Annotated in this window: 18 protein-coding genes; 16 read left to right on the forward strand and 2 right to left on the reverse strand. The window is 56.4% G+C overall.

What is annotated here, in order from left to right:
• Positions 1-61 precede the first annotated feature (61 nt).
• On the reverse strand, positions 62-736 hold the full coding sequence (gene kdpE, locus FOV68_RS07100; protein ID WP_010260694.1) for a two-component system response regulator KdpE: 675 nt from the start codon (positions 734-736) through the stop codon (positions 62-64).
• A 257-nt stretch (positions 737-993) separates the two neighbouring features.
• Between kdpE and FOV68_RS07105 the strand changes: the two genes are divergently transcribed.
• The 11 genes from FOV68_RS07105 (at position 994) to nei (ending at position 10,222) form a co-directional block, all read left to right on the forward strand.
• Positions 994-1,194 carry a DUF2517 family protein gene (locus tag FOV68_RS07105; protein ID WP_031592216.1) on the forward strand — a complete coding sequence of 67 codons (201 nt, stop codon included), beginning with the start codon at positions 994-996 and terminating at the stop codon, positions 1,192-1,194.
• 154 nt (positions 1,195-1,348) lie between these two features.
• Entirely contained in the window at positions 1,349-2,305 is a 957-nt protein-coding gene (locus FOV68_RS07110) for a 2-thiouracil desulfurase family protein (protein WP_022626045.1), read from the forward strand.
• Between the two features lie 12 nt (positions 2,306-2,317).
• Positions 2,318-3,742 (forward strand): deoxyribodipyrimidine photo-lyase, encoded by a 1,425-nt coding sequence (gene phrB / locus FOV68_RS07115; RefSeq protein WP_115758936.1) that lies wholly within the window; start codon positions 2,318-2,320, stop codon positions 3,740-3,742.
• 18 nt (positions 3,743-3,760) lie between these two features.
• A complete protein-coding gene (locus FOV68_RS07120) occupies positions 3,761-4,504 on the forward strand; it encodes a type 2 GTP cyclohydrolase I (RefSeq protein WP_039390972.1) in 744 nt (247 codons plus the stop codon).
• A gap of 159 nt (positions 4,505-4,663) precedes the next feature.
• Entirely contained in the window at positions 4,664-5,320 is a 657-nt protein-coding gene (pxpB, locus tag FOV68_RS07125; RefSeq protein ID WP_039390970.1) for a 5-oxoprolinase subunit PxpB, read from the forward strand.
• Positions 5,314-6,243, forward strand: coding sequence for a 5-oxoprolinase subunit PxpC (gene pxpC, locus FOV68_RS07130; RefSeq protein WP_031592210.1), 930 nt, complete (start codon positions 5,314-5,316; stop codon positions 6,241-6,243). The genes pxpB and pxpC overlap by 7 nt, the downstream gene beginning before the upstream one ends.
• Positions 6,233-6,970: a 5-oxoprolinase subunit PxpA gene (gene pxpA, locus FOV68_RS07135; protein WP_010260713.1), complete on the forward strand. Its 738-nt coding sequence runs from the start codon at positions 6,233-6,235 to the stop codon at positions 6,968-6,970. The genes pxpC and pxpA overlap by 11 nt, the downstream gene beginning before the upstream one ends.
• Positions 6,971-7,023: 53 nt before the next feature.
• Positions 7,024-7,752 (forward strand): DUF969 domain-containing protein, encoded by a 729-nt coding sequence (locus tag FOV68_RS07140; protein ID WP_115764252.1) that lies wholly within the window; start codon positions 7,024-7,026, stop codon positions 7,750-7,752.
• Positions 7,752-8,768 (forward strand): DUF979 domain-containing protein, encoded by a 1,017-nt coding sequence (locus FOV68_RS07145; RefSeq protein WP_143990541.1) that lies wholly within the window; start codon positions 7,752-7,754, stop codon positions 8,766-8,768. Before FOV68_RS07140 ends, FOV68_RS07145 begins: the two co-directional genes overlap by 1 nt.
• A gap of 6 nt (positions 8,769-8,774) precedes the next feature.
• Positions 8,775-9,422, forward strand: coding sequence for a pyroglutamyl-peptidase I (pcp, locus tag FOV68_RS07150; RefSeq protein ID WP_137240919.1), 648 nt, complete (start codon positions 8,775-8,777; stop codon positions 9,420-9,422).
• An 11-nt stretch (positions 9,423-9,433) separates the two neighbouring features.
• Complete coding sequence (gene nei, locus FOV68_RS07155) at positions 9,434-10,222, forward strand: endonuclease VIII (RefSeq protein WP_143990542.1); 789 nt, start codon at positions 9,434-9,436, stop codon at positions 10,220-10,222.
• A 338-nt stretch (positions 10,223-10,560) separates the two neighbouring features.
• On the opposite strand, the gene FOV68_RS07160 is transcribed toward nei, so the two are convergent.
• Positions 10,561-11,844 carry a citrate synthase gene (locus FOV68_RS07160; protein WP_010260725.1) on the reverse strand — a complete coding sequence of 428 codons (1,284 nt, stop codon included), beginning with the start codon at positions 11,842-11,844 and terminating at the stop codon, positions 10,561-10,563.
• Between the two features lie 633 nt (positions 11,845-12,477).
• Here FOV68_RS07160 and sdhC point away from each other — a divergent pair.
• The 5 genes from sdhC to sucA all read left to right on the forward strand — a co-directional run bounded on the left by sdhC (position 12,478) and on the right by sucA (position 18,714).
• The gene (gene sdhC, locus FOV68_RS07165) at positions 12,478-12,867 is read left to right on the forward strand and encodes a succinate dehydrogenase cytochrome b556 subunit (protein ID WP_029519433.1); all 390 of its coding nucleotides are present in this window, start codon (positions 12,478-12,480) and stop codon (positions 12,865-12,867) included.
• Positions 12,861-13,208 (forward strand): succinate dehydrogenase membrane anchor subunit, encoded by a 348-nt coding sequence (gene sdhD, locus FOV68_RS07170; protein ID WP_009091417.1) that lies wholly within the window; start codon positions 12,861-12,863, stop codon positions 13,206-13,208. Before sdhC ends, sdhD begins: the two co-directional genes overlap by 7 nt.
• Positions 13,209-14,975: a succinate dehydrogenase flavoprotein subunit gene (gene sdhA / locus FOV68_RS07175; protein ID WP_022626042.1), complete on the forward strand. Its 1,767-nt coding sequence runs from the start codon at positions 13,209-13,211 to the stop codon at positions 14,973-14,975.
• A gap of 14 nt (positions 14,976-14,989) precedes the next feature.
• Positions 14,990-15,706, forward strand: a complete 717-nt coding sequence (locus FOV68_RS07180) for a succinate dehydrogenase iron-sulfur subunit (RefSeq protein ID WP_010260736.1) — start codon at positions 14,990-14,992, stop codon at positions 15,704-15,706.
• Positions 15,707-15,906: 200 nt separating this feature from the next.
• A complete protein-coding gene (gene sucA, locus FOV68_RS07185) occupies positions 15,907-18,714 on the forward strand; it encodes a 2-oxoglutarate dehydrogenase E1 component (protein ID WP_010260738.1) in 2,808 nt (935 codons plus the stop codon).
• The last annotated feature ends 9 nt before the right edge of the window (positions 18,715-18,723 follow it).

The raw sequence follows: 18,723 nt of genomic DNA on the forward strand, positions 1-18,723 counted from the left end.
TCAGTATTTGCTCAGATTTGAGTTTGTTTGCAGTCATGAAAGGCGCCTCTGGCGCCTTTTTTTATGGCATAAAGCGATAGCCGATCCCGGTTTCCGTCAGCAGATGAGCCGGTTGTGTCGGATTGGCTTCCAGTTTCTGACGCAGATGTCCCATATAGATGCGCAGATAGTGGCTGTGCTCCACCGCATTGGGTCCCCAGACCTGGCTCAGCAACTGCCGCTGTGTCAGCACCTTACCGGCATTGTTCAGCAGAATACTCAACAGACGAAATTCAATCGGGGTAAGGTGAATCTCGCTGCTGCCGCGCTGCACCCGTCGTGCGGCGAAATCGACGCTGACGTCGGCGAACGTCACTCTGGCATCCGGCTGCTGGCCACTATGACGACGCAGCGCAACCCGGACGCGCGCCAGCAGTTCGCCAATGCCAAACGGTTTGGTCAGATAGTCATCTGCACCCGCATCCAGTGCGGCGATCTTATCCTGCTCATCGCTGCGCGCTGACAGCACAATCACCGGTATGGCGCTCCACTGGCGCAGGTCACGAATGAAATCGGTGCCATCTCCATCCGGCAGACCCAGATCCAGGATCACTAAGTCCGGCTTGCGGGTCGCCGCTTCAATCAGTCCGCGTTGCAGCGTATCGGCATCAAACACCTTAAGGGCTTCATTTTCCAGCGCCAGCCGGACAAAGCGCCGGATCTCTTTTTCATCTTCAACGATCAAAACCGTGGTCACGCAATACCTGCCTTGAGTGGGGACCGAAGCGCTACTTTATCAACATTTTATGCTGGCGTCCGCGACCATAATCGGCCAGCCCTTTCAACGCTCACGCAACCAGGCGGTAACTTTTTTGTAACTTAATTACAGGTTAATTCTTAAACAGTAAAAATAGCGGCAAATAAGTGGTCAGATGAGTAGTAAAGTTACACAACCTGGCGTAAAGTTGAACACAGATCACATTCACACTATTTCACCTACCAGGAGGAGAAACCATGTATCGGGCCTATCCACGTTATAAAATTATTGCGCGACGTACGCTGGTGGTTCTTCTCGGCGTACTGGCACTCCCTGTTATGCTGTTTCGACAGGATCGGGCACGTTTCTACAGCTACCTGCACCGCGTCTGGTGTAAGACCAGCGCCAAGCCAGTCTGGCTGGCGCAGTCTGAAGCGAGTGGTGGCGCGTTCTGGTAATTTGCCCTGCTGCAAAACAGGCCTGGTCAACTGACCAGGCTTTTTTTTGCGTTTTTTCTGAGAATAAGCGATCCGGAATCCCGTTTTACTCCTTTATTCCTGACCATTTTACGCTACACTTAAACCTCTACAAGATTTCGGAGGTTGTACAAGTATGAGCAAAAAAATCCCCGTTGGAATCAGTGCATGCCTGCTCGGCGACCGCGTCAGATTTGATGGTGGGCATAAGCGTCTTACTTTTGCGACCGACGATCTCACCCCATTTGTCCGTTTTGAGCCAATCTGCCCTGAGATGGCGATTGGTCTGCCAACGCCGCGTCCGGCATTGCGTCTGGTGAAGCAGGGCGATGATGAGCTGCATCTCTGCTTCAGCAAAGATGGCGGAGAAGAGGTTACGACGCAGATGCGTGACTGGTCTGCTGAGCGGGTAAAATCGCTGCATCATCTCTGTGGCTATATTCTCTGCGCCAAATCACCCAGTTGTGGCATGGAGCGGGTGCGGGTCTATGAGCCAGATAACAACAATAACCGCAAAGCAGGCACCGGTATTTTTACTGAATTCCTGCAGCGCGAAATGCCCTGGCTGCCGCTGGAAGAAGATGGTCGTCTGCACGATCCCGCCCTGCGTGAGAACTTTATCGGTCGTGTCTGCGCGCTGCATGAATTTAATCAGATGTGGGAAAACGGCCTGACCCGGCAGGGGCTGATCGCCTTCCACAGCCGTTACAAACTGATGATGCTGGCGCATTCGCAGGAAAAATACCGCGAGCTGGGCCCCTTTGTCGCCTCCATGAGCCAGTGGGAGTCGCTGGACGCCTTTGCCTTTGAGTACCGCAATCGCATGATGGAACTGATGTCACGCCCCGCCTCACGTCGCAATCACACCAATGTGCTGATGCATGTGCAGGGCTACTTCCGCACGCATCTGAGTTCACCGCAGCGCCAGGAGCTGGCAACGCTGATTGACCGCTATCGTCAGGGCACACAACCGCTGCTGGTGCCGATTACCATTCTCAAACACTACATGGCGGAGTACCCGCACCCGTGGCTGGCCCAGCAACGCTATTTCGATCCCTATCCCGAAGCCTTGTGCTTACGCTACGGACAGTAATACAGGAGGAGTATGACCACCCATCTGGTCTGGCTGCGTAACGATTTACGCGTCAACGACAATCTGGCGCTGCACGCCGCCTGCCGCGACAGCCATGCAAAAGTGATTGCGCTCTACCTTGCCACGCCAGCACAGTGGCAGCAGCATGAGATGTCACCGAAGCAGGCAGCATTTATCCACGCCAGCCTGTTGCAGGTGCAGCGTGCGCTGGCGGAGCGGGGCATTGAGCTTCACTACCAGGCGTGCCACGCCTTCAGCGACAGTGTTGATGCGCTGGAGCAGTTCTGCGCTAAGCAGCAGGTCGATCAGCTCTTCTACAATTACCAGTATGAAGTTAATGAACGCCAGCGCGATGCGGAGGCTGAAAAGCGTCTCGACCAGGCGGGCGTGATTTGCCAGGGCTTCGATGACAGCCTGTTGCTGCCGCCCGGCAGTGTGCAGAGTGGCGATCGCTCGATGTATAAGGTGTTTACCCCGTTCAGCAAAGCCTTTGTCCGCCGCTTGCAGCAGGGGCTGCCTGAATGCGTGCCTGCGCCGAAAGCGCGCGAAGGCGCACCGCTGAAAGCCACCCCGATTCCCGCCTTTGACTATCCAACTGAAGACTTTGATCAGGATCTGTTTCCGCCAGGCGAAGCGGCGGCATTGAAGCGGTTGCGCCATTTCGCCACGCAACCGGTTATCGACTATCCCGCTAAGCGCGACCTTCCGGCGCTGGACGCCACCAGCCGTCTGTCGGTTTATCTGGCGACCGGCGTACTGTCGCCACGTCAGTGCCTGCATCGCGTGCTGCATGAGCATCCCGATGCGCTGGACAACAGCCGCGCGTTCACCTGGCTGAACGAGCTGATCTGGCGTGAATTCTACCGTCATCTGCTGGTTGCCTGGCCGGCGCTGTGCCGACATAAGCCGTTTATCGACTGGACGCGAAACGTTGAATGGCAGCGTAACGACGCACATTTCGATGCCTGGAAAGCGGGTAAAACCGGCTATCCGATTGTCGATGCCGCAATGCGTCAGATGAAGGCGCTGGGCTGGATGCACAACCGCTTACGAATGATCACTGCCAGTTTCCTGGTCAAAGATCTGCTGATCGACTGGCGTGAAGGCGAACGCTATTTCATGCAGCAGCTGATTGATGGTGACCTGGCCGCGAACAACGGCGGCTGGCAGTGGGCGGCATCGACCGGCACGGACGCGGCACCCTATTTCCGCATCTTTAACCCGACCACGCAGGGCGAGCGCTTCGATGAGAAGGGGGATTTTATCCGTCACTATCTGCCAGAACTGGCCGGGGTCCCTGACAGTGATATTCACCAGCCACATGTCTGGGCGGAGAAGCATCATAAGAAACTCGATTATCCGGCACCAATCGTGGATCATAAGGTGGCACGTAAAAAGACATTAGACGCCTTTGAGCGCGCCAAAAGCGCAGCCTGAGGCCTCGAAGGAGCCTGAATGAACCATTACGAATTAGAGACGCTGATCAATCAGCAACTCGACAGCCACAGCTTCAGCGATTACGCCCCCAACGGTTTGCAGGTTGAGGGACGCAGCGAGATCAAAACGATTATCACCGGCGTGACTGCCTGTCAGGCGCTGCTGGATGAGGCGGTGGCGCGTCAGGCCGATGCGATTATTGTCCATCATGGCTATTTCTGGAAAAGTGAACCGGCCGCGATTAAAGGCATGAAGCGTCGTCGTCTGCGGACCCTGCTGGCCAACGATATCAATCTCTATGGCTGGCACCTGCCGCTCGACGCGCATCCTGAATTAGGCAACAACGCCCAGCTGGCGAAACTGCTGGATATCGAAGTGCGCGGCGAAGTGATGCCGCTGGTATTCTGGGGTGAGCTGGCTGAGCCCCAGTCCGGCGAACAGCTGGCCCGCCGAATTGGTGAGCGGCTGGGACGTGAACCCCTGCATTGTGGTGACAACGCGCCAGCGCTGATCCGTCGCATTGCCTGGTGCAGCGGGGGCGGGCAGGGCTTTATCGACCAGGCGGCGGCGGCGGGCGTCGATGCCTTTATCACCGGTGAAGTCTCTGAACAGACTATTCATAGCGCGCGTGAGCAGGGGCTGCATTTCTTTGCCGCAGGCCATCACGCCACCGAGCGCGGCGGCGTAAAAGCGCTGGGCGACTGGCTGGCGCAACACCACGATCTTGATGTGACCTTCATCGATATCCCCAATCCTGCCTGACTCTCTCCCTTGTCCTGCGCGCCTGCGCAGGACCTAAATCTGTTGACACATCCCTGTCACTTTCGCATAACTGTTTGCTTTACGTAGATAAGCAATGGGCTGCACCGGGCATCCGGTCAGGTCGGCCAGGCGCGATCTCAACTGAGCGGGAGGTAGCTGTTGCAAAGAGCACGGTGTTATTTATTGGGTGAACGCGCTGTCGTGCTGGAGCTGGAACCGCCGGTCTCACTGGAGAGCCAGCAACGAATCTGGGGACTGAGTCAGCGCCTGCACGCCTATGCCAGCGTGCTGGAAGTGATCCCCGGCATGAACAACATCACCCTAATCCTGCGTGATCCCCAGCAGAGCGCGCTGGACGCGATAGAGCGGCTTCAGCGCTGGTGGGAAGAGAGTGAAGCGCAGTTGCCGGAGTCGCGTCAGGTGGAGATCCCGGTGATCTATGGCGGCGAGTCTGGCCCCGATCTGACGGTCGTGGCGGAACACGCCGCGCTGACGCCCCGTCAGGTGGTTGAGCTGCACAGCAGCAGTGACTATGTGGTCTTTTTTATCGGCTTTCAGCCCGGTTTTCCCTATCTGGGCGGACTGGATCCGCGCCTGCACATCCCGCGGCGTGCTGAGCCCAGGGTTGCAGTGCCCGCCGGCTCGGTGGGCATCGGCGGCAGCCAGACCGGCGTCTATCCGCTGGCTTCGCCCGGCGGCTGGCAGCTGATTGGCCAGACGCGCACCGCGCTGTTTGATCCCCTGCAGCAACCGCCTACGCTGCTCCGTCCCGGTGACAGGGTTCGCTTTGTGCCGCAACAGGAGGGCGTATGTTAAATATTCTGCGAGCCGGCCTGGCCGCCACTATTCAGGATGCGGGCCGTTACGGCTGGCGTCAGTATGGCATCAGCCCTGGCGGCGTGCTGGATCATCCCGCGATGTTCACCGCCAACCTGCTGGTGGGCAATGACCCCGACAGCGCGGTGCTGGAGATGGTGCTTGGCCAGTTCAAAGCGGAGTTCACGCGCGATGGCTGGTTTGCGCTGACCGGCGCAGGCTGCCATGCGGAGCTTGACGGCCAGCCGGTCTGGACGGGCTGGCGCACGCCGGTGAAACGGGGGCAGCTCCTGTCACTGGCGATGCCGCAGCGCGGCATGCGCAGCTATCTGGCAGTGCAGGGCGGTTTTGATATCCCTGCGATGCTCGGCTCTGCCAGCACCGATCTAAAAGCAAAATTTGGCGGATTTGAGGGGCGAACCTTGCAGGATGGCGATCAGCTCCCGCTGGGTAAACCGACCCGCACGTTTGACCGTAAAGTCGGGGTGCGGCAACTGCTATGGGGCAACCGCATCCGCGCATTACCTGGCCCGGAATATCACGAGTTCAGCCGCGAAGCGCAGCAGGCGTTCTGGCGCACCGCATGGAAACTCAGCCCGCAAAGTAACCGGATGGGATACCGGCTTGAGGGACGCAAGCTTGAGCGCGAGAGTCCGCGCGAGCTGCTGTCACACGGCGTGATGCCGGGTGTGATTCAGGTGCCGCCGAACGGACAGCCTATCGTGCTGATGGCGGATGCCCAGACCACCGGCGGCTATCCGCGCATCGCCTCGGTTATCGAAGCCGATCTCTATCACCTGGCGCAAATCCGGCTGGGTGAGCCGATTCACTTTATTCACTGCACCCTGCCGGAAGCGATGCTGGCACGTCAGCATCAGCAACGCGCACTGGACCAGATGAAGTGGGGACTCAATGAAAATTGATTTAAACGCCGACCTGGGCGAGGGCTGCGCCAGCGATCAGGCGCTGCTGCAACTGGTGAGTTCCGCCAACATCGCCTGTGGCTTTCACGCAGGTGATGCGCAGACCATGCTGCAGTCGGTGCGCTGGGCACAGGCATCCGGCGTCGCGATTGGTGCACACCCCGCTTTTCCCGATCGGGAGAACTTTGGCCGCAGCGCCATGCAGCTGCCGCCGGAAACGGTCTACGCCCAGATGATCTACCAGATTGGTGCGCTGAAAAGTCTGGCGGAAAGCGAAGGTGCGCGGCTGCTTCATGTTAAACCGCACGGCATGCTCTACAACCAGGCTGCGGCTGATCCGGTGCTGGCGGATGCCATTGCCCGCGCCATCAGGGCGGTCGACAGCCAGCTGATTGTGGTAGGACTGGCTAACAGCGAATCGATTCGTGCGGCGGCACACTACGGCTTACGCACGCGGGAAGAGGTATTCGCCGACCGTGGCTATCTCAGCAGCGGTGCACTGGTGCCGCGCAGCGAGCCGGGCGCGCTGATTGAAGATGAACAGCAGGCTATCAGTCAGACGCTGACGATGGTGCAGCAGGGCAAAGTTAAAAGTATCACCGGAGAATGGGTAGCGGTGAATGCACAGACTGTCTGCTTACATGGCGACGGCGCGCACGCCCTGCAATTTGCACAGCGGTTGCGTGATGCGTTTGCCGATCAGCAGATTCGTGTCACCAGCAACTGAATAACCACATTTAGCCCGGCGTATGCCGGGTTTTTCAACTCTGAGGGAAATCCATGGATAGTGCAGTAAATCTCTGGCCATTACTGGGCATCGCCGCCATCGTCGTCGGCTTCGTGTTACGGTTCAATCCGGTGCTGGTGGTGATTGTCGCCGGGTTTGTGACCGGTCTTGCCGCGATGATGCCGCTGGCGGACATTCTGGAAAAGCTCGGAGCGGGTTTTCTTAACACCCGTAACCTGCCGCTGATCCTGCTGCTGCCGCTGGCGGTCATTGGCCTGCTGGAGCGTCACGGACTGAAAGAGCGGGCGCAGGCGTGGATTGCACAGATCAAAACGGCAACCGCCGGACGGCTGCTGATCGTCTATCTGTTTGTGCGCGAAATCACCGCCGCCCTGGGGTTAACCAGTCTCGGCGGACATCCGCAGATGGTGCGTCCGTTGCTGGCACCGATGGCGGAAGGGGCAACTGAAAGCCGCTATGGCGACATCTCACCTGAGCTGCGCCATCGGCTGCGCGCGATGTCAGCGGCGACCGATAATGTCGGCCTCTTCTTTGGTGAGGATATCTTCGTGGCGTTTGGCGCGATTATCTTTATGCATAATTTTATGCAGGAGTCCGCCGGGATTCAGACCGAACCGCTGCACATCGCCTTATGGGGCATTCCGACTGCCGTCGCCGCGTTCCTGATCCACTCGGCACGTCTGGTGCGGCTGGATCGGCAACTGGCGCGAGAGCTGCAGCAGCTGAACCGTCAGGCGCTTAAAGCCAAAGGAGGTGAGTAATGTTCCAGCAACAATATCTGATGTGGCTGGCGGGCATTATCCTGCTGGTAGTGGCGGTGCTTTCCTGGCGTGACAGCGCGAATCCACGTCGCTTTACCACCGGCCTGTTCTGGGCCTTGTATGGCCTGGTTTTTCTGGTCGGTGACTGGACGACACAACTGATGAGCGCCTGGATGGGTTCAGATGCGGCGGGCACCCGTATGCTGCACATCGGCATCGGTGTCATTGTGGTGGTGATGGCGCTGATTGCCGGATTTGGCGGTGTCAGGCTGGGTCGCTATCATCAGCGCAGAGATGAAGAGAAACAGGCCAGTGCGCTGCGTCTGCGCAACAAACTGTTTCTGCCTGCACTGTCGATTCCGGTCGTGACCGTGGTCGGTGTGCTGGCATTTAACCATATTCCCGGTTTGCAGGATGCGGTGTTCGGCCCCGGTAACCACGCCACGCTGGTGACACTATTTTCAATGATGGTCGGCTGTGTGATTGGCTGGCTGGTGGCGTTAAAACTGACCCACGAGAAACCGGTGCAGTCGATGCAGGAGACCCGTCGCCTGCTGGATTCGATTGGCTGGGCCTTTATCCTGCCGCAGATCCTTGCCACGCTGGGGCTGCTGTTTACCAGCGCGGGCGTGGGCAGTGCGATTTCGCATCTGACAGAAACCTGGCTGGCGGTGGATAATCGCTTTGTCGCGGTCACCGTCTATGCCGTTGGGATGGCGCTGTTAACCATGATCATGGGTAATGCTTTTGCGGCGTTTCCGATTATCACCGCAGGCGTCGGCATCCCGATTCTGGTGTTGCAGCACGGCGGAAATCCGGCAGTAATGGCGGCAATTGGCATGTTCTCCGGCTACTGCGGCACGCTGATGACGCCGATGGCGGCCAACTTCAATATCGTCCCGGCGGCGCTGCTGGAACTGCCCGATCGTAACGCGGTGATCAAGGCTCAGATTCCGACCGGTGTGCTACTGTTAATCGTTAATATTTTCCTGCTCTATTTCCTGATGTTCCTGTGAGGTTGCATGAAAACTGTCCTGATGACCGCCTTTGAACCTTTTGGCGGTGAAACGATTAACCCTTCATGGGAAGCGGTGCGCGCACTGGAAGGCAAACAGATTAGCGGGGCTACGATAGTGATCCGCCAGTTGCCGGTGGTATTCAGCGACGTACTCAATGTGCTGAATCAGGCGCTGGAAGAGGTGAAACCGGATGCGATTCTGTCGGTGGGACAGGCGGGCGGCCGTAGCGATATTACCGTTGAACGTATTGGTATTAATGTCGATGACGCCCGTATCCCGGACAACGACGGTCATCAGCCGGTGGATGAGCCCGTTGTAGCAGGTGGCCCGGCAGCCTATTTTTCCCGTCTGCCCATCAAAGCGATTGTGGCGGCGGTGCGTGAAGCGGGGATTCCCGCTTCAGTGTCGCAAACGGCGGGCACCTTTACCTGTAACCGCGTAATGTACGGCCTGCTGCACTGGCTTGAGCAGCATGACAGTCCGGTGCGGGGAGGTTTTATCCATATTCCTTATCTGCCTGAACAGGCGGCGCAGCATCCTGGCGCACCGAGCATGGCGCTGGCGTCCATTATTCAGGCGCTGGAAATTGCGGTAAAGGTCACGCTGGAGACCGGCGAGGATATTAAACAGGCTGGCGGCGCCACCCATTAAGAGGATGAACGATGCCTGAAGGACCGGAAATTCGTCGCGTGGCGGATAAACTTGAAGCCGCCATTGTGGGTCAGCCGTTAACGGAAGCGTGGTTCGCGTTTCCACAGCTCAAGACCTATGAACCAGCGTTGATTGGTGAGCAGGTTAATGCGATTGAGACGCGGGGTAAAGCGCTGCTGACTCATTTCAGCAATGGCCTGACGCTCTACAGCCATAACCAGCTTTATGGTGTCTGGCGCATTGTAAAACCTGATACCGAACTCAATTCCACCCGTCAGTTGCGGGTGAGACTGGCGACGGCGGGCAAAGCGATTCTGCTCTACAGCGCCTCAGATATTGAACTGCTCAACGCGGATACGCTGGCGGCGCATCCGTTTCTTAATCGTATCGGACCGGATGTGCTGAACAGCGCGCTGACAGTGGAAGAGGTGAAAGAGCGGCTGCTGTCACCCCGTTTCCGGCGACGGCAGTTCAGTGGTCTGCTGCTGGATCAGGCTTTTCTGGCCGGACTGGGAAACTACCTGCGTGCCGAAATTCTCTGGCTGGCACAGTTGCTGCCGCAGCATCGGGCGCAGGATCTCAGTAACGATCAGCTGACTGCTTTCAGCGAGGCGCTGCTTTCAGTGCCACGCCATGCCTATCGGATGCGTGGAACCATGAAGAAATATCATGAGGAAGCGGCGTTTCAGTTTGAGGTGTTTCATCGGCAGGGCAAAAAATGCCGGCGCTGCAGCACGGTGATTGAGAAGGGCACGCTCTCATCACGGCCTTTTTACTGGTGTCCGGGTTGTCAGAGATAGGCACTTGAAGAAAGCAAAAGCGGGGTAGTGTAGTTCTGGTCTGCAGTGAGATCGAGCCTGCTCAGGAAACACAGTCAGATCGGAAAGACGCAAAAGCCGTCATCCCTGACCTGCTCGGCCCGCGCGATTACGCACCTCATCCGTGAGGTGCGCCCGTAGCCGGGTAAACGCTTTGCGTTATTCAAAAACGCTCCCGGCGTTTTTGTCCATGGCGCGGGACGCTTTCCTCTTCTGACCGTGTTCCCTGCGCGTTAAACTTCTTCATTGCTGCCAGATGCGCCCTTATGTGGGCTTCTCAACTGGCTGAGCGGAGATCCCTCTCCGCTATCCACTGAGCCTTACTTTTTCAGCTGTGAGCTGAATTCGCGCTCGGTATAACCGGTGTAGAGCTGACGCGGACGGGCAATCTTCATGCCTTCGTCGTGCATCTCTTTCCAGTGTGCAATCCAGCCAACAGTACGGGCCATCGCGAAGATCACCGTAAACATGGAGGATGGAATACCCATCGCTTTCAGAATGATACCAGAGTAGAAGTCCACGTTTGGATAGAGTTTACGCTCAATGAAGTACGGGTCGTTCAGCGCAATGTGTTCCAGCTCCATCGCCACTTCCAGCAGATCATCCTTCATACCCAGCTCATTCAGGACTTCATGGCAGGTATCGCGCATTACGGTCGCGCGTGGATCGTAGTTTTTGTAAACGCGGTGACCAAAGCCCATCAGACGGAAGGAGTCATTTTTGTCTTTGGCGCGTTTAACAAATTCCGGAATGTGCTCAACGGTGCTGATCTCTTCCAGCATACGCAGGGTCGCTTCGTTGGCACCGCCGTGCGCCGGTCCCCACAGGGAGGCGATCCCGGCGGCGATACAGGCAAACGGATTCGCGCCGCTTGAACCGGCGGTACGAACGGTAGAGGTTGAGGCGTTCTGCTCATGGTCAGCATGCAGGATCAGGATGCGGTCCATGGCGCGTTCCAGTACCGGATTCACTTTGTACTCTTCGCACGGCGTGGCAAACATCATGTGCAGGAAGTTACCCGCATAGGAGAGATCGTTGCGCGGATAGACAAACGGCTGGCCGATAGAATATTTGTAACACATCGCTGCCATGGTCGGCATTTTAGAAAGCAGACGGAACGCTGCGATTTCGCGGTGGCGCTCAATGTTTACATCCAGCGAATCGTGGTAAAACGCAGCCAGTGCACCAGTAACACCGCACATTACCGCCATCGGATGCGAATCGCGACGGAAGCCGTGGAACAGGCGGGTAATCTGCTCATGAATCATGGTGTGGCGCGTAACCGTGGTGCGGAACTCATCAAACTGTTTCTGGTTTGGTGCTTCGCCGTTCAGCAGAATGTAGCAGACTTCCAGATAGTTAGAGTGGGTCGCCAGCTCAGAAATAGGGAAACCACGGTGCAGCAGGATACCTTCATCCCCATCGATAAAGGTGATTGCAGATTCGCAGGACGCGGTAGACGTAAAACCGGGATCGAAGGTGAACAGGCCACTTGAACCCAGAGTGCGGACATCAACGACATCCTGGCCCAGCGTACCTTTCAGCACGTCCAGTTCAATAGATGTTCCATCTTGCAGGGTTAGCGTTACTTTTTTATCTGTCATTTTCGTCTCCATAGCGCCTTATGTAGGTAAGGATCTTTAGACACCTGAAACGCGTTCATGTTGCGGTTGGCAAAACTACACAGTATCACTCTGCGGGGATAAAACGGGTGCAGGGTACAGAGTGAGCGGCGCGTTCCCAGCGGGAACCGGTGAGCCATGGACATGCTGCATATCGCGGTTGTTAAAGATCCGGTCAGGACATAACTTCTTGGTAACCAATAACCTGATGCTTTTTAATGCTCATTATCGCAATGTTACATAACTTGCGCTTAGGGGAAAGTGTATCCCCATAACTTTTGCGCATCATAGGAATTTACAGGCTTAGTTTGTAACTGAATTGTTGAACTATTGTCAAATCAGATAATTAAAATTGTATCAATTGTGAAAATCGTGAGTAGGATCACTGTTCCACCTAAAATATACCAAAGAGTTTGTAGGGGAATTGTAATCAGAATGTGATCCTCCTATACTCCAGGCAGGTCTCCGGAACACCCTGACACCAGGAGCCACCCAGCGTTTACTACCGCGTCAATTAACACTGGATGTTGCTTTTTTGGTGACGGTTAAAGTCTGCCACGCGTTGTGATTAGACTCCGCCTCAGGTCCGGAGGAAGCAAAATAAAAAAGAGCTGTGTGGGCAAAACCGTGAAAAAACAAAGACCTGTCAACTTGGATCTCTCGACGATCCGGTTTCCCGTTACTGCAATATCGTCCATTCTTCACCGCGTTTCCGGCGTAATCACATTGGTTGCCATTGGCATCCTGCTGTGGCTGCTCGGTCTCTCTCTCTCCTCTCCTGAAGGTTTCCAGCACGCTGCGTCCATTATGGATGGCTTCTTCGCGAAGTTCATCATGTGGGGCATCTTAACGGCGCTGGCCTATCACGCGGTGAGCGGGATTCGTCATATGTTGATGGATTTTGGTTATCTGGCCGAAACGCTGCAGGTTGGTAAGCGTTCCGCTCATATGACTTTTGTGATCACTGTCGTGCTGGCAATTCTGGCGGGAGTCCTCGTATGGTAAGCAATGCATCCGCATTGGGTCGCAACGGCATTCAGGACTGGCTGCTGCTGCGGGCAACTGCAATTCTCATTACGCTCTACATCGTCTACATCCTCGGTTTCGTGGTGATGACAGACACGCTGACTTATGACCTGTGGCGTGGCTTCTTCGCTTCCGCATTCACCAAAGTGTTCACGCTGCTGACGCTGTTCTCCATTCTGATCCACGGCTGGATTGGCATGTGGCAGGTGTTAACAGACTACGTTAAATCACTGCCAACCCGCTTGTTGTTGCAGTTTGTGATTGTCGTGGCGCTGTTATGGTATGCGATTTATGGATTTGTTGTGGTGTGGGGTGTGTAAATGAGTTTGCCAATCAGAGAGTTCGATGCCGTGGTAATCGGCGCAGGTGGCGCAGGAATGCGAGCCGCACTGCAAATCTCCCAGGGCGGCCAGAGCTGTGCCCTGTTATCTAAAGTTTTCCCGACCCGTTCCCACACCGTATCTGCGCAGGGCGGTATTACCGTTGCGCTGGGTAATACCCATGAAGATAACTGGGAATGGCACATGTACGACACCGTCAAAGGTTCCGACTATATCGGTGACCAGGACGCGATTGAATATATGTGTAAAACCGGCCCGGAAGCGATTCTGGAACTGGAACACATGGGTTTACCTTTCTCGCGTCTGGAAGATGGTCGTGTCTATCAGCGTCCGTTTGGTGGCCAGTCAAAGAATTTCGGTGGCGAGCAGGCGGCACGTACGGCGGCTGCGGCTGACCGTACCGGTCACGCGTTGCTGCACACCCTTTATCAGCAGAACCTGAAAAACAAAACCACCATCTTCTCTGAGTGGTATGCACTGGATCTGGTGAAAAACGCCGATGGCGCAGTCGTGGGTTGTACCGCTATCTGCATCGAAACCGGCGAAACCGTTTATTTCAAAGCGAAAGCGACCATTCTGGCCACTGGCGGCGCGGGCCGTATCTACCAGTCCACCACCAATGCACACATCAACACCGGTGACGGCGTAGGTATGGCACTGCGTGCGGGCGTACCGGTGCAGGATATGGAGATGTGGCAGTTCCACCCAACCGGTATCGCCGGTGCGGGCGTGCTGGTTACCGAGGGCTGCCGTGGTGAAGGCGGCTATCTGCTGAACAAACATGGCGAACGCTTCATGGAGCGTTATGCGCCGAACGCCAAAGATCTGGCGGGCCGCGACGTGGTGGCGCGCTCAATGATGATTGAAATCCGTGAAGGTCGCGGCTGTGACGGCCCGTGGGGTCCACATCTCAAACTGAAACTGGATCATCTGGGTAAAGAGGTGCTTGAGTCACGTCTGCCTGGCATCCTTGAGCTGTCACGCACCTTTGCGCACGCCGATCCGATCAAAGAGCCGATTCCGGTCATTCCAACCTGCCACTACATGATGGGCGGTATTCCGACCAAAGTGACCGGCCAGGCTCTGCGCGTCAATGAGCAGGGCGAAGATGTGGTCATTCCAGGCCTGTTCGCCGTCGGTGAAATCGCCTGCGTATCGGTGCATGGTGCTAACCGTCTGGGCGGTAACTCACTGCTCGACCTGGTGGTCTTTGGCCGTGCTGCGGGTCTGCATCTGCTGGCGAGTATTCAGGAGCAGGGCGACCTGCGTGATGCCACAGAAGATGAGATCGCCGGGGCGATGGCGCGTTTCAACCGCTGGGAAAACAACACTACGGGTGAAGATCCGGTTGAGATTCGTAAAGCGCTGCAACGCTGCATGCAGAATAACTTCTCGGTATTCCGTGAAGGCGAAGCGATGGCCCAGGGTCTGGAAGAGCTGAAAGAGATTCGCCAGCGCCTGAAGTCAGCGCGTCTGGATGACCGCTCACCGGATTTCAACACCCAGCGTATTGAGTGCCTGGAGCTGGATAACCTGATGGAGACGGCCTTTGCCACGGCGGTAGCGGCTAACTATCGCACCGAAAGCCGCGGTGCGCACAGTCGCTTCGACTTCCCGGATCGTGATGATGAAAACTGGCTGTGCCACAGTCTTTATGTCCCGGAAACCGAAAGCATGACGCGCCGTGAGGTGAACATGCAGCCGAAACTGCGCGCGGCCTTCCCGCCGAAAGTGCGTACCTACTAATTTCGGAGACGATCATGAGACTCGAGTTTTCAATTTATCGCTACAATCCGGACGTCGATGACAAACCGCGCATGCAGGATTACACCCTGGAAGCGGAAGATGGTCGCGACATGATGCTGCTGGATGCGCTGATTCGCCTGAAAGAGAAAGATCCGACTCTGGCGTTTCGTCGCTCCTGTCGTGAAGGCGTCTGCGGTTCCGATGGCCTGAACATGAACGGTAAAAACGGACTGGCCTGCATTACGCCAGTCTCAGCGCTGGGCAACGGCAAACAGAAAATTGTTATCCGTCCGCTGCCAGGTTTACCGGTGGTGCGTGACCTGGTTGTAGACATGAGCCAGTTTTATGCACAGTATGAGAAAATTAAGCCTTTCCTGTTGAATAATGGGGAAAATCCACCAGCTCGTGAACATCTGCAGTCGCCGGATGAGCGTGAACACCTGGATGGCCTGTACGAATGTATACTCTGTGCCTGCTGCTCAACCTCATGCCCATCATTCTGGTGGAATCCTGAGAAGTTCATCGGTCCTGCTGGCCTGCTGGCCGCGTACCGCTTCCTGATTGACAGCCGCGACACCGAAACCGAGGCGCGTCTCGACAATCTGAATGATGCTTTCAGCGTATTCCGCTGCCATAGCATCATGAACTGTGTGAGCGTATGTCCGAAAGGGCTGAACCCGACGCGCGCCATCGGCCATATCAAGTCGATGCTGCTGCAGCGCGGCGCATAAGCAGTTTCTGCCGGGAACCTCAGGTTCCCGGTGTTTTACGGAAGCCTCTGTAAGCGCGGTGATTACCACGTTTACAAAGGTTCCCTTACGGGCCACGCGCGCTGCGCAAAGTGCTCGTATAGCTGAACTCACTACGGCAAACCGCGAAAGCGGCAACAAATGAAACCTCAAAAAAGCATAGCAATGCTTAAGGGATCACAATGCAGAACAGCGCGATGAAGCCCTGGCTGGACTCTTCCTGGCTGGCCGGCGCGAATCAGTCTTACATAGAGCAGCTCTATGAGGATTTCCTGACCGATCCTGACTCTGTCGATGCAGTGTGGCGCTCGATGTTCCAGCAGTTACCGGGCACCGGAATGAAACCTGAGCAGTTTCACTCCACCACACGTGAGTACTTCCGTCGCCTGGCGAAAGACGCATCTCGTTACACCTCATCTGTCTCCGATCCTGAAACCAACTCCAAGCAAGTAAAAGTGCTGCAGCTGATTAACGCGTTTCGTTTCCGCGGTCATCAGCACGCCAATCTTGACCCGCTTGGTCTGTGGAAACAGGACCGGGTAGCCGATCTCGATCCCGCTTTTCACGATCTGACCGAGGCCGATTTTCAGGAAAGCTTTAACGTCGGCTCTTTTGCCATTGGTAAAGAGACCATGAAGCTGGCCGAACTGTTCGAGGCGCTGACTCAGACTTACTGCGGCTCGATCGGTGCAGAATATATGCACATCAACAACACTGATGAGAAACGCTGGATTCAGCAGCGTCTTGAGTCAGTCGCGGGCCGTGCAGCCTTCAGCAATGAAGAGAAAAAAGGTTTCCTGAAAGAGCTGACCGCGGCCGAAGGGCTGGAAAAATATCTCGGAGCGAAATTCCCGGGTGCCAAACGCTTCTCGCTGGAAGGCGGCGATGCACTGGTTCCGATGCTGCGCGAAATGATCCGTCATGCCGGTAAGAGCGGTACCCGTGAAGTCGTACTGGGTATGGCGCACCGTGGCCGTCTCAACGTGCTGATCAACGTGCTGGGTAAAAAGCCACAGGATCTGTTCGACGAGTTCGCCGGTAAGCACAAAGAGCATCTGGGCACCGGTGACGTGAAGTACCACATGGGCTTCTCGTCTGACGTGGAAACCGAAGGCGGCCTGGTTCACCTGGCGCTGGCGTTTAACCCGTCGCACCTGGAGATCGTCAGCCCGGTAGTGATGGGTTCAGTGCGTGCCCGTCTGGATCGTCTGGATGAGCCAGCCAGCAATAAAGTCTTACCGATCACCATTCATGGTGATGCGGCCGTGATTGGCCAGGGCGTGGTTCAGGAAACTCTGAACATGTCACAGGCGCGCGGTTATGAAGTGGGCGGTACCGTTCGCATCGTCATCAACAACCAGGTTGGCTTCACCACCTCCAACCCGAAAGATGCGCGTTCGACCCCTTACTGCACCGATATCGGCAAAATGGTGCTGGCACCGATTTTCCACGTCAATGCTGACGATCCGGAAGCGGTCGCGTTTGTGACCCGTCTGGCGCTCGACTATCGCAACACCTTTAAGCGTGATGTGTTTATCGATCTGGTCTGCTATCGCCGTCATGGTCACAACGAGGCGGATGAGCCAAGTGCGACCCAGCCGCTGATGTACCAGAAAATCAAAAAACACCCGACGCCGCGTAAAATCTATGCCGACCGTCTGGAAGGTGAGGCCATTGCCACGCAGGAAGATGCGACCGAAATGGTCAATCTCTACCGTGATGCGCTGGATGCGGGCGAGTGTGTGGTGCCGGAATGGCGTCCAATGAGCCTGCACTCCTTTACCTGGTCACCTTACCTGAATCATGAGTGGGATGAACCTTACCCGGCTCAGGTCGACATGAAACGTCTGAAGGAGCTGGCGCTGCGTATCAGCCAGGTGCCTGAAGAGGTGGAAGTGCAGTCGCGTGTTGCCAAGATTTACAACGACCGTCGTCTGATGGCTGAAGGCGAGAAAGCCTTTGACTGGGGCGGCGCGGAAAACCTGGCATATGCCACGCTGGTTGATGAAGGCATTCCGGTGCGACTGTCGGGTGAAGATACCGGTCGCGGGACCTTCTTCCATCGTCACGCGGTAGTGCATAACCAGGCGAACGGCTCAACCTATACCCCTCTGCACCACGTGCACAGCGGTCAGGGTCAGTTCAAAGTGTGGGACTCCGTGCTGTCAGAAGAGGCGGTGCTGGCCTTTGAATATGGTTATGCCACCGCAGAGCCGCGCATCCTGACCATCTGGGAAGCGCAGTTTGGTGACTTCGCCAACGGGGCACAGGTTGTTATCGACCAGTTCATCAGCTCCGGTGAGCAGAAGTGGGGCCGGATGTGTGGCCTGGTGATGCTGCTGCCGCACGGTTATGAAGGTCAGGGGCCAGAGCACTCCTCTGCGCGCCTGGAGCGTTATCTGCAACTCTGCGCTGAGCAGAACATGCAGGTCTGCGTGCCATCTACCCCTGCGCAGGTTTACCATATGCTGCGTCGTCAGGCGCTGCGCGGTATGCGCCGTCCGCTGATTGTGATGTCGCCGAAATCACTGCTGCGTCATCCGCTGGCGATCTCCACGCTGGATGAACTGGCTAACGGCAGCTTCCAGCCTGCAATTGGCGAAGTCGATGATCTGGATCCGCAGGGCGTGAAACGCGTCGTACTGTGCTCCGGTAAAGTCTATTACGACCTGCTGGAGCAGCGTCGTAAAAATGAGCAGACCGATGTGGCCATCGTGCGCATCGAACAGCTCTATCCGTTCCCGCATCACGCGGTACAGGAAGCATTAAAAGCGTATGCTCACGTGCAGGATTTTGTCTGGTGTCAGGAAGAGCCACTGAATCAGGGCGCCTGGTATTGCAGTCAGCATCATTTCCGTGAAGTTGTGCCGTTTGGTGCCACTTTACGTTATGCAGGCCGCCCGGCATCCGCCTCACCGGCCGTGGGTTACATGTCCGTACACCAACAACAGCAGCAAGACCTGGTTAATGACGCGCTGAACGTTAATTAATTAAAAGGA

The sequence above is a fragment of the Pantoea sp. paga genome, assembly GCF_007558755.1.
GTDB lineage: Bacteria > Pseudomonadota > Gammaproteobacteria > Enterobacterales > Enterobacteriaceae > Pantoea > Pantoea agglomerans.

Excerpts from the sequence above, each read along its gene's own strand:
- sucA (WP_010260738.1), top strand. The coding sequence starts at position 15,907 with ATGCAGAACAGCGCGATGAAGCCCTGGCTGGACTCTTCCTGGCTGGCC.
- sdhA (WP_022626042.1), top strand. The coding sequence starts at position 13,209 with ATGAGTTTGCCAATCAGAGAGTTCGATGCCGTGGTAATCGGCGCAGGT.
- pxpC (WP_031592210.1), top strand. The coding sequence starts at position 5,314 with ATGTTAAATATTCTGCGAGCCGGCCTGGCCGCCACTATTCAGGATGCG.
- pxpA (WP_010260713.1), top strand. The coding sequence starts at position 6,233 with ATGAAAATTGATTTAAACGCCGACCTGGGCGAGGGCTGCGCCAGCGAT.
- FOV68_RS07145 (WP_143990541.1), top strand. The coding sequence starts at position 7,752 with ATGTTCCAGCAACAATATCTGATGTGGCTGGCGGGCATTATCCTGCTG.
- FOV68_RS07120 (WP_039390972.1), top strand. The coding sequence starts at position 3,761 with ATGAACCATTACGAATTAGAGACGCTGATCAATCAGCAACTCGACAGC.
- sdhD (WP_009091417.1), top strand. The coding sequence starts at position 12,861 with ATGGTAAGCAATGCATCCGCATTGGGTCGCAACGGCATTCAGGACTGG.
- pcp (WP_137240919.1), top strand. The coding sequence starts at position 8,775 with ATGAAAACTGTCCTGATGACCGCCTTTGAACCTTTTGGCGGTGAAACG.
- nei (WP_143990542.1), top strand. The coding sequence starts at position 9,434 with ATGCCTGAAGGACCGGAAATTCGTCGCGTGGCGGATAAACTTGAAGCC.
- FOV68_RS07160 (WP_010260725.1), bottom strand. The coding sequence starts at position 11,844 with ATGACAGATAAAAAAGTAACGCTAACCCTGCAAGATGGAACATCTATT.
- FOV68_RS07140 (WP_115764252.1), top strand. The coding sequence starts at position 7,024 with ATGGATAGTGCAGTAAATCTCTGGCCATTACTGGGCATCGCCGCCATC.
- phrB (WP_115758936.1), top strand. The coding sequence starts at position 2,318 with ATGACCACCCATCTGGTCTGGCTGCGTAACGATTTACGCGTCAACGAC.
- FOV68_RS07105 (WP_031592216.1), top strand. The coding sequence starts at position 994 with ATGTATCGGGCCTATCCACGTTATAAAATTATTGCGCGACGTACGCTG.
- FOV68_RS07110 (WP_022626045.1), top strand. The coding sequence starts at position 1,349 with ATGAGCAAAAAAATCCCCGTTGGAATCAGTGCATGCCTGCTCGGCGAC.
- FOV68_RS07180 (WP_010260736.1), top strand. The coding sequence starts at position 14,990 with ATGAGACTCGAGTTTTCAATTTATCGCTACAATCCGGACGTCGATGAC.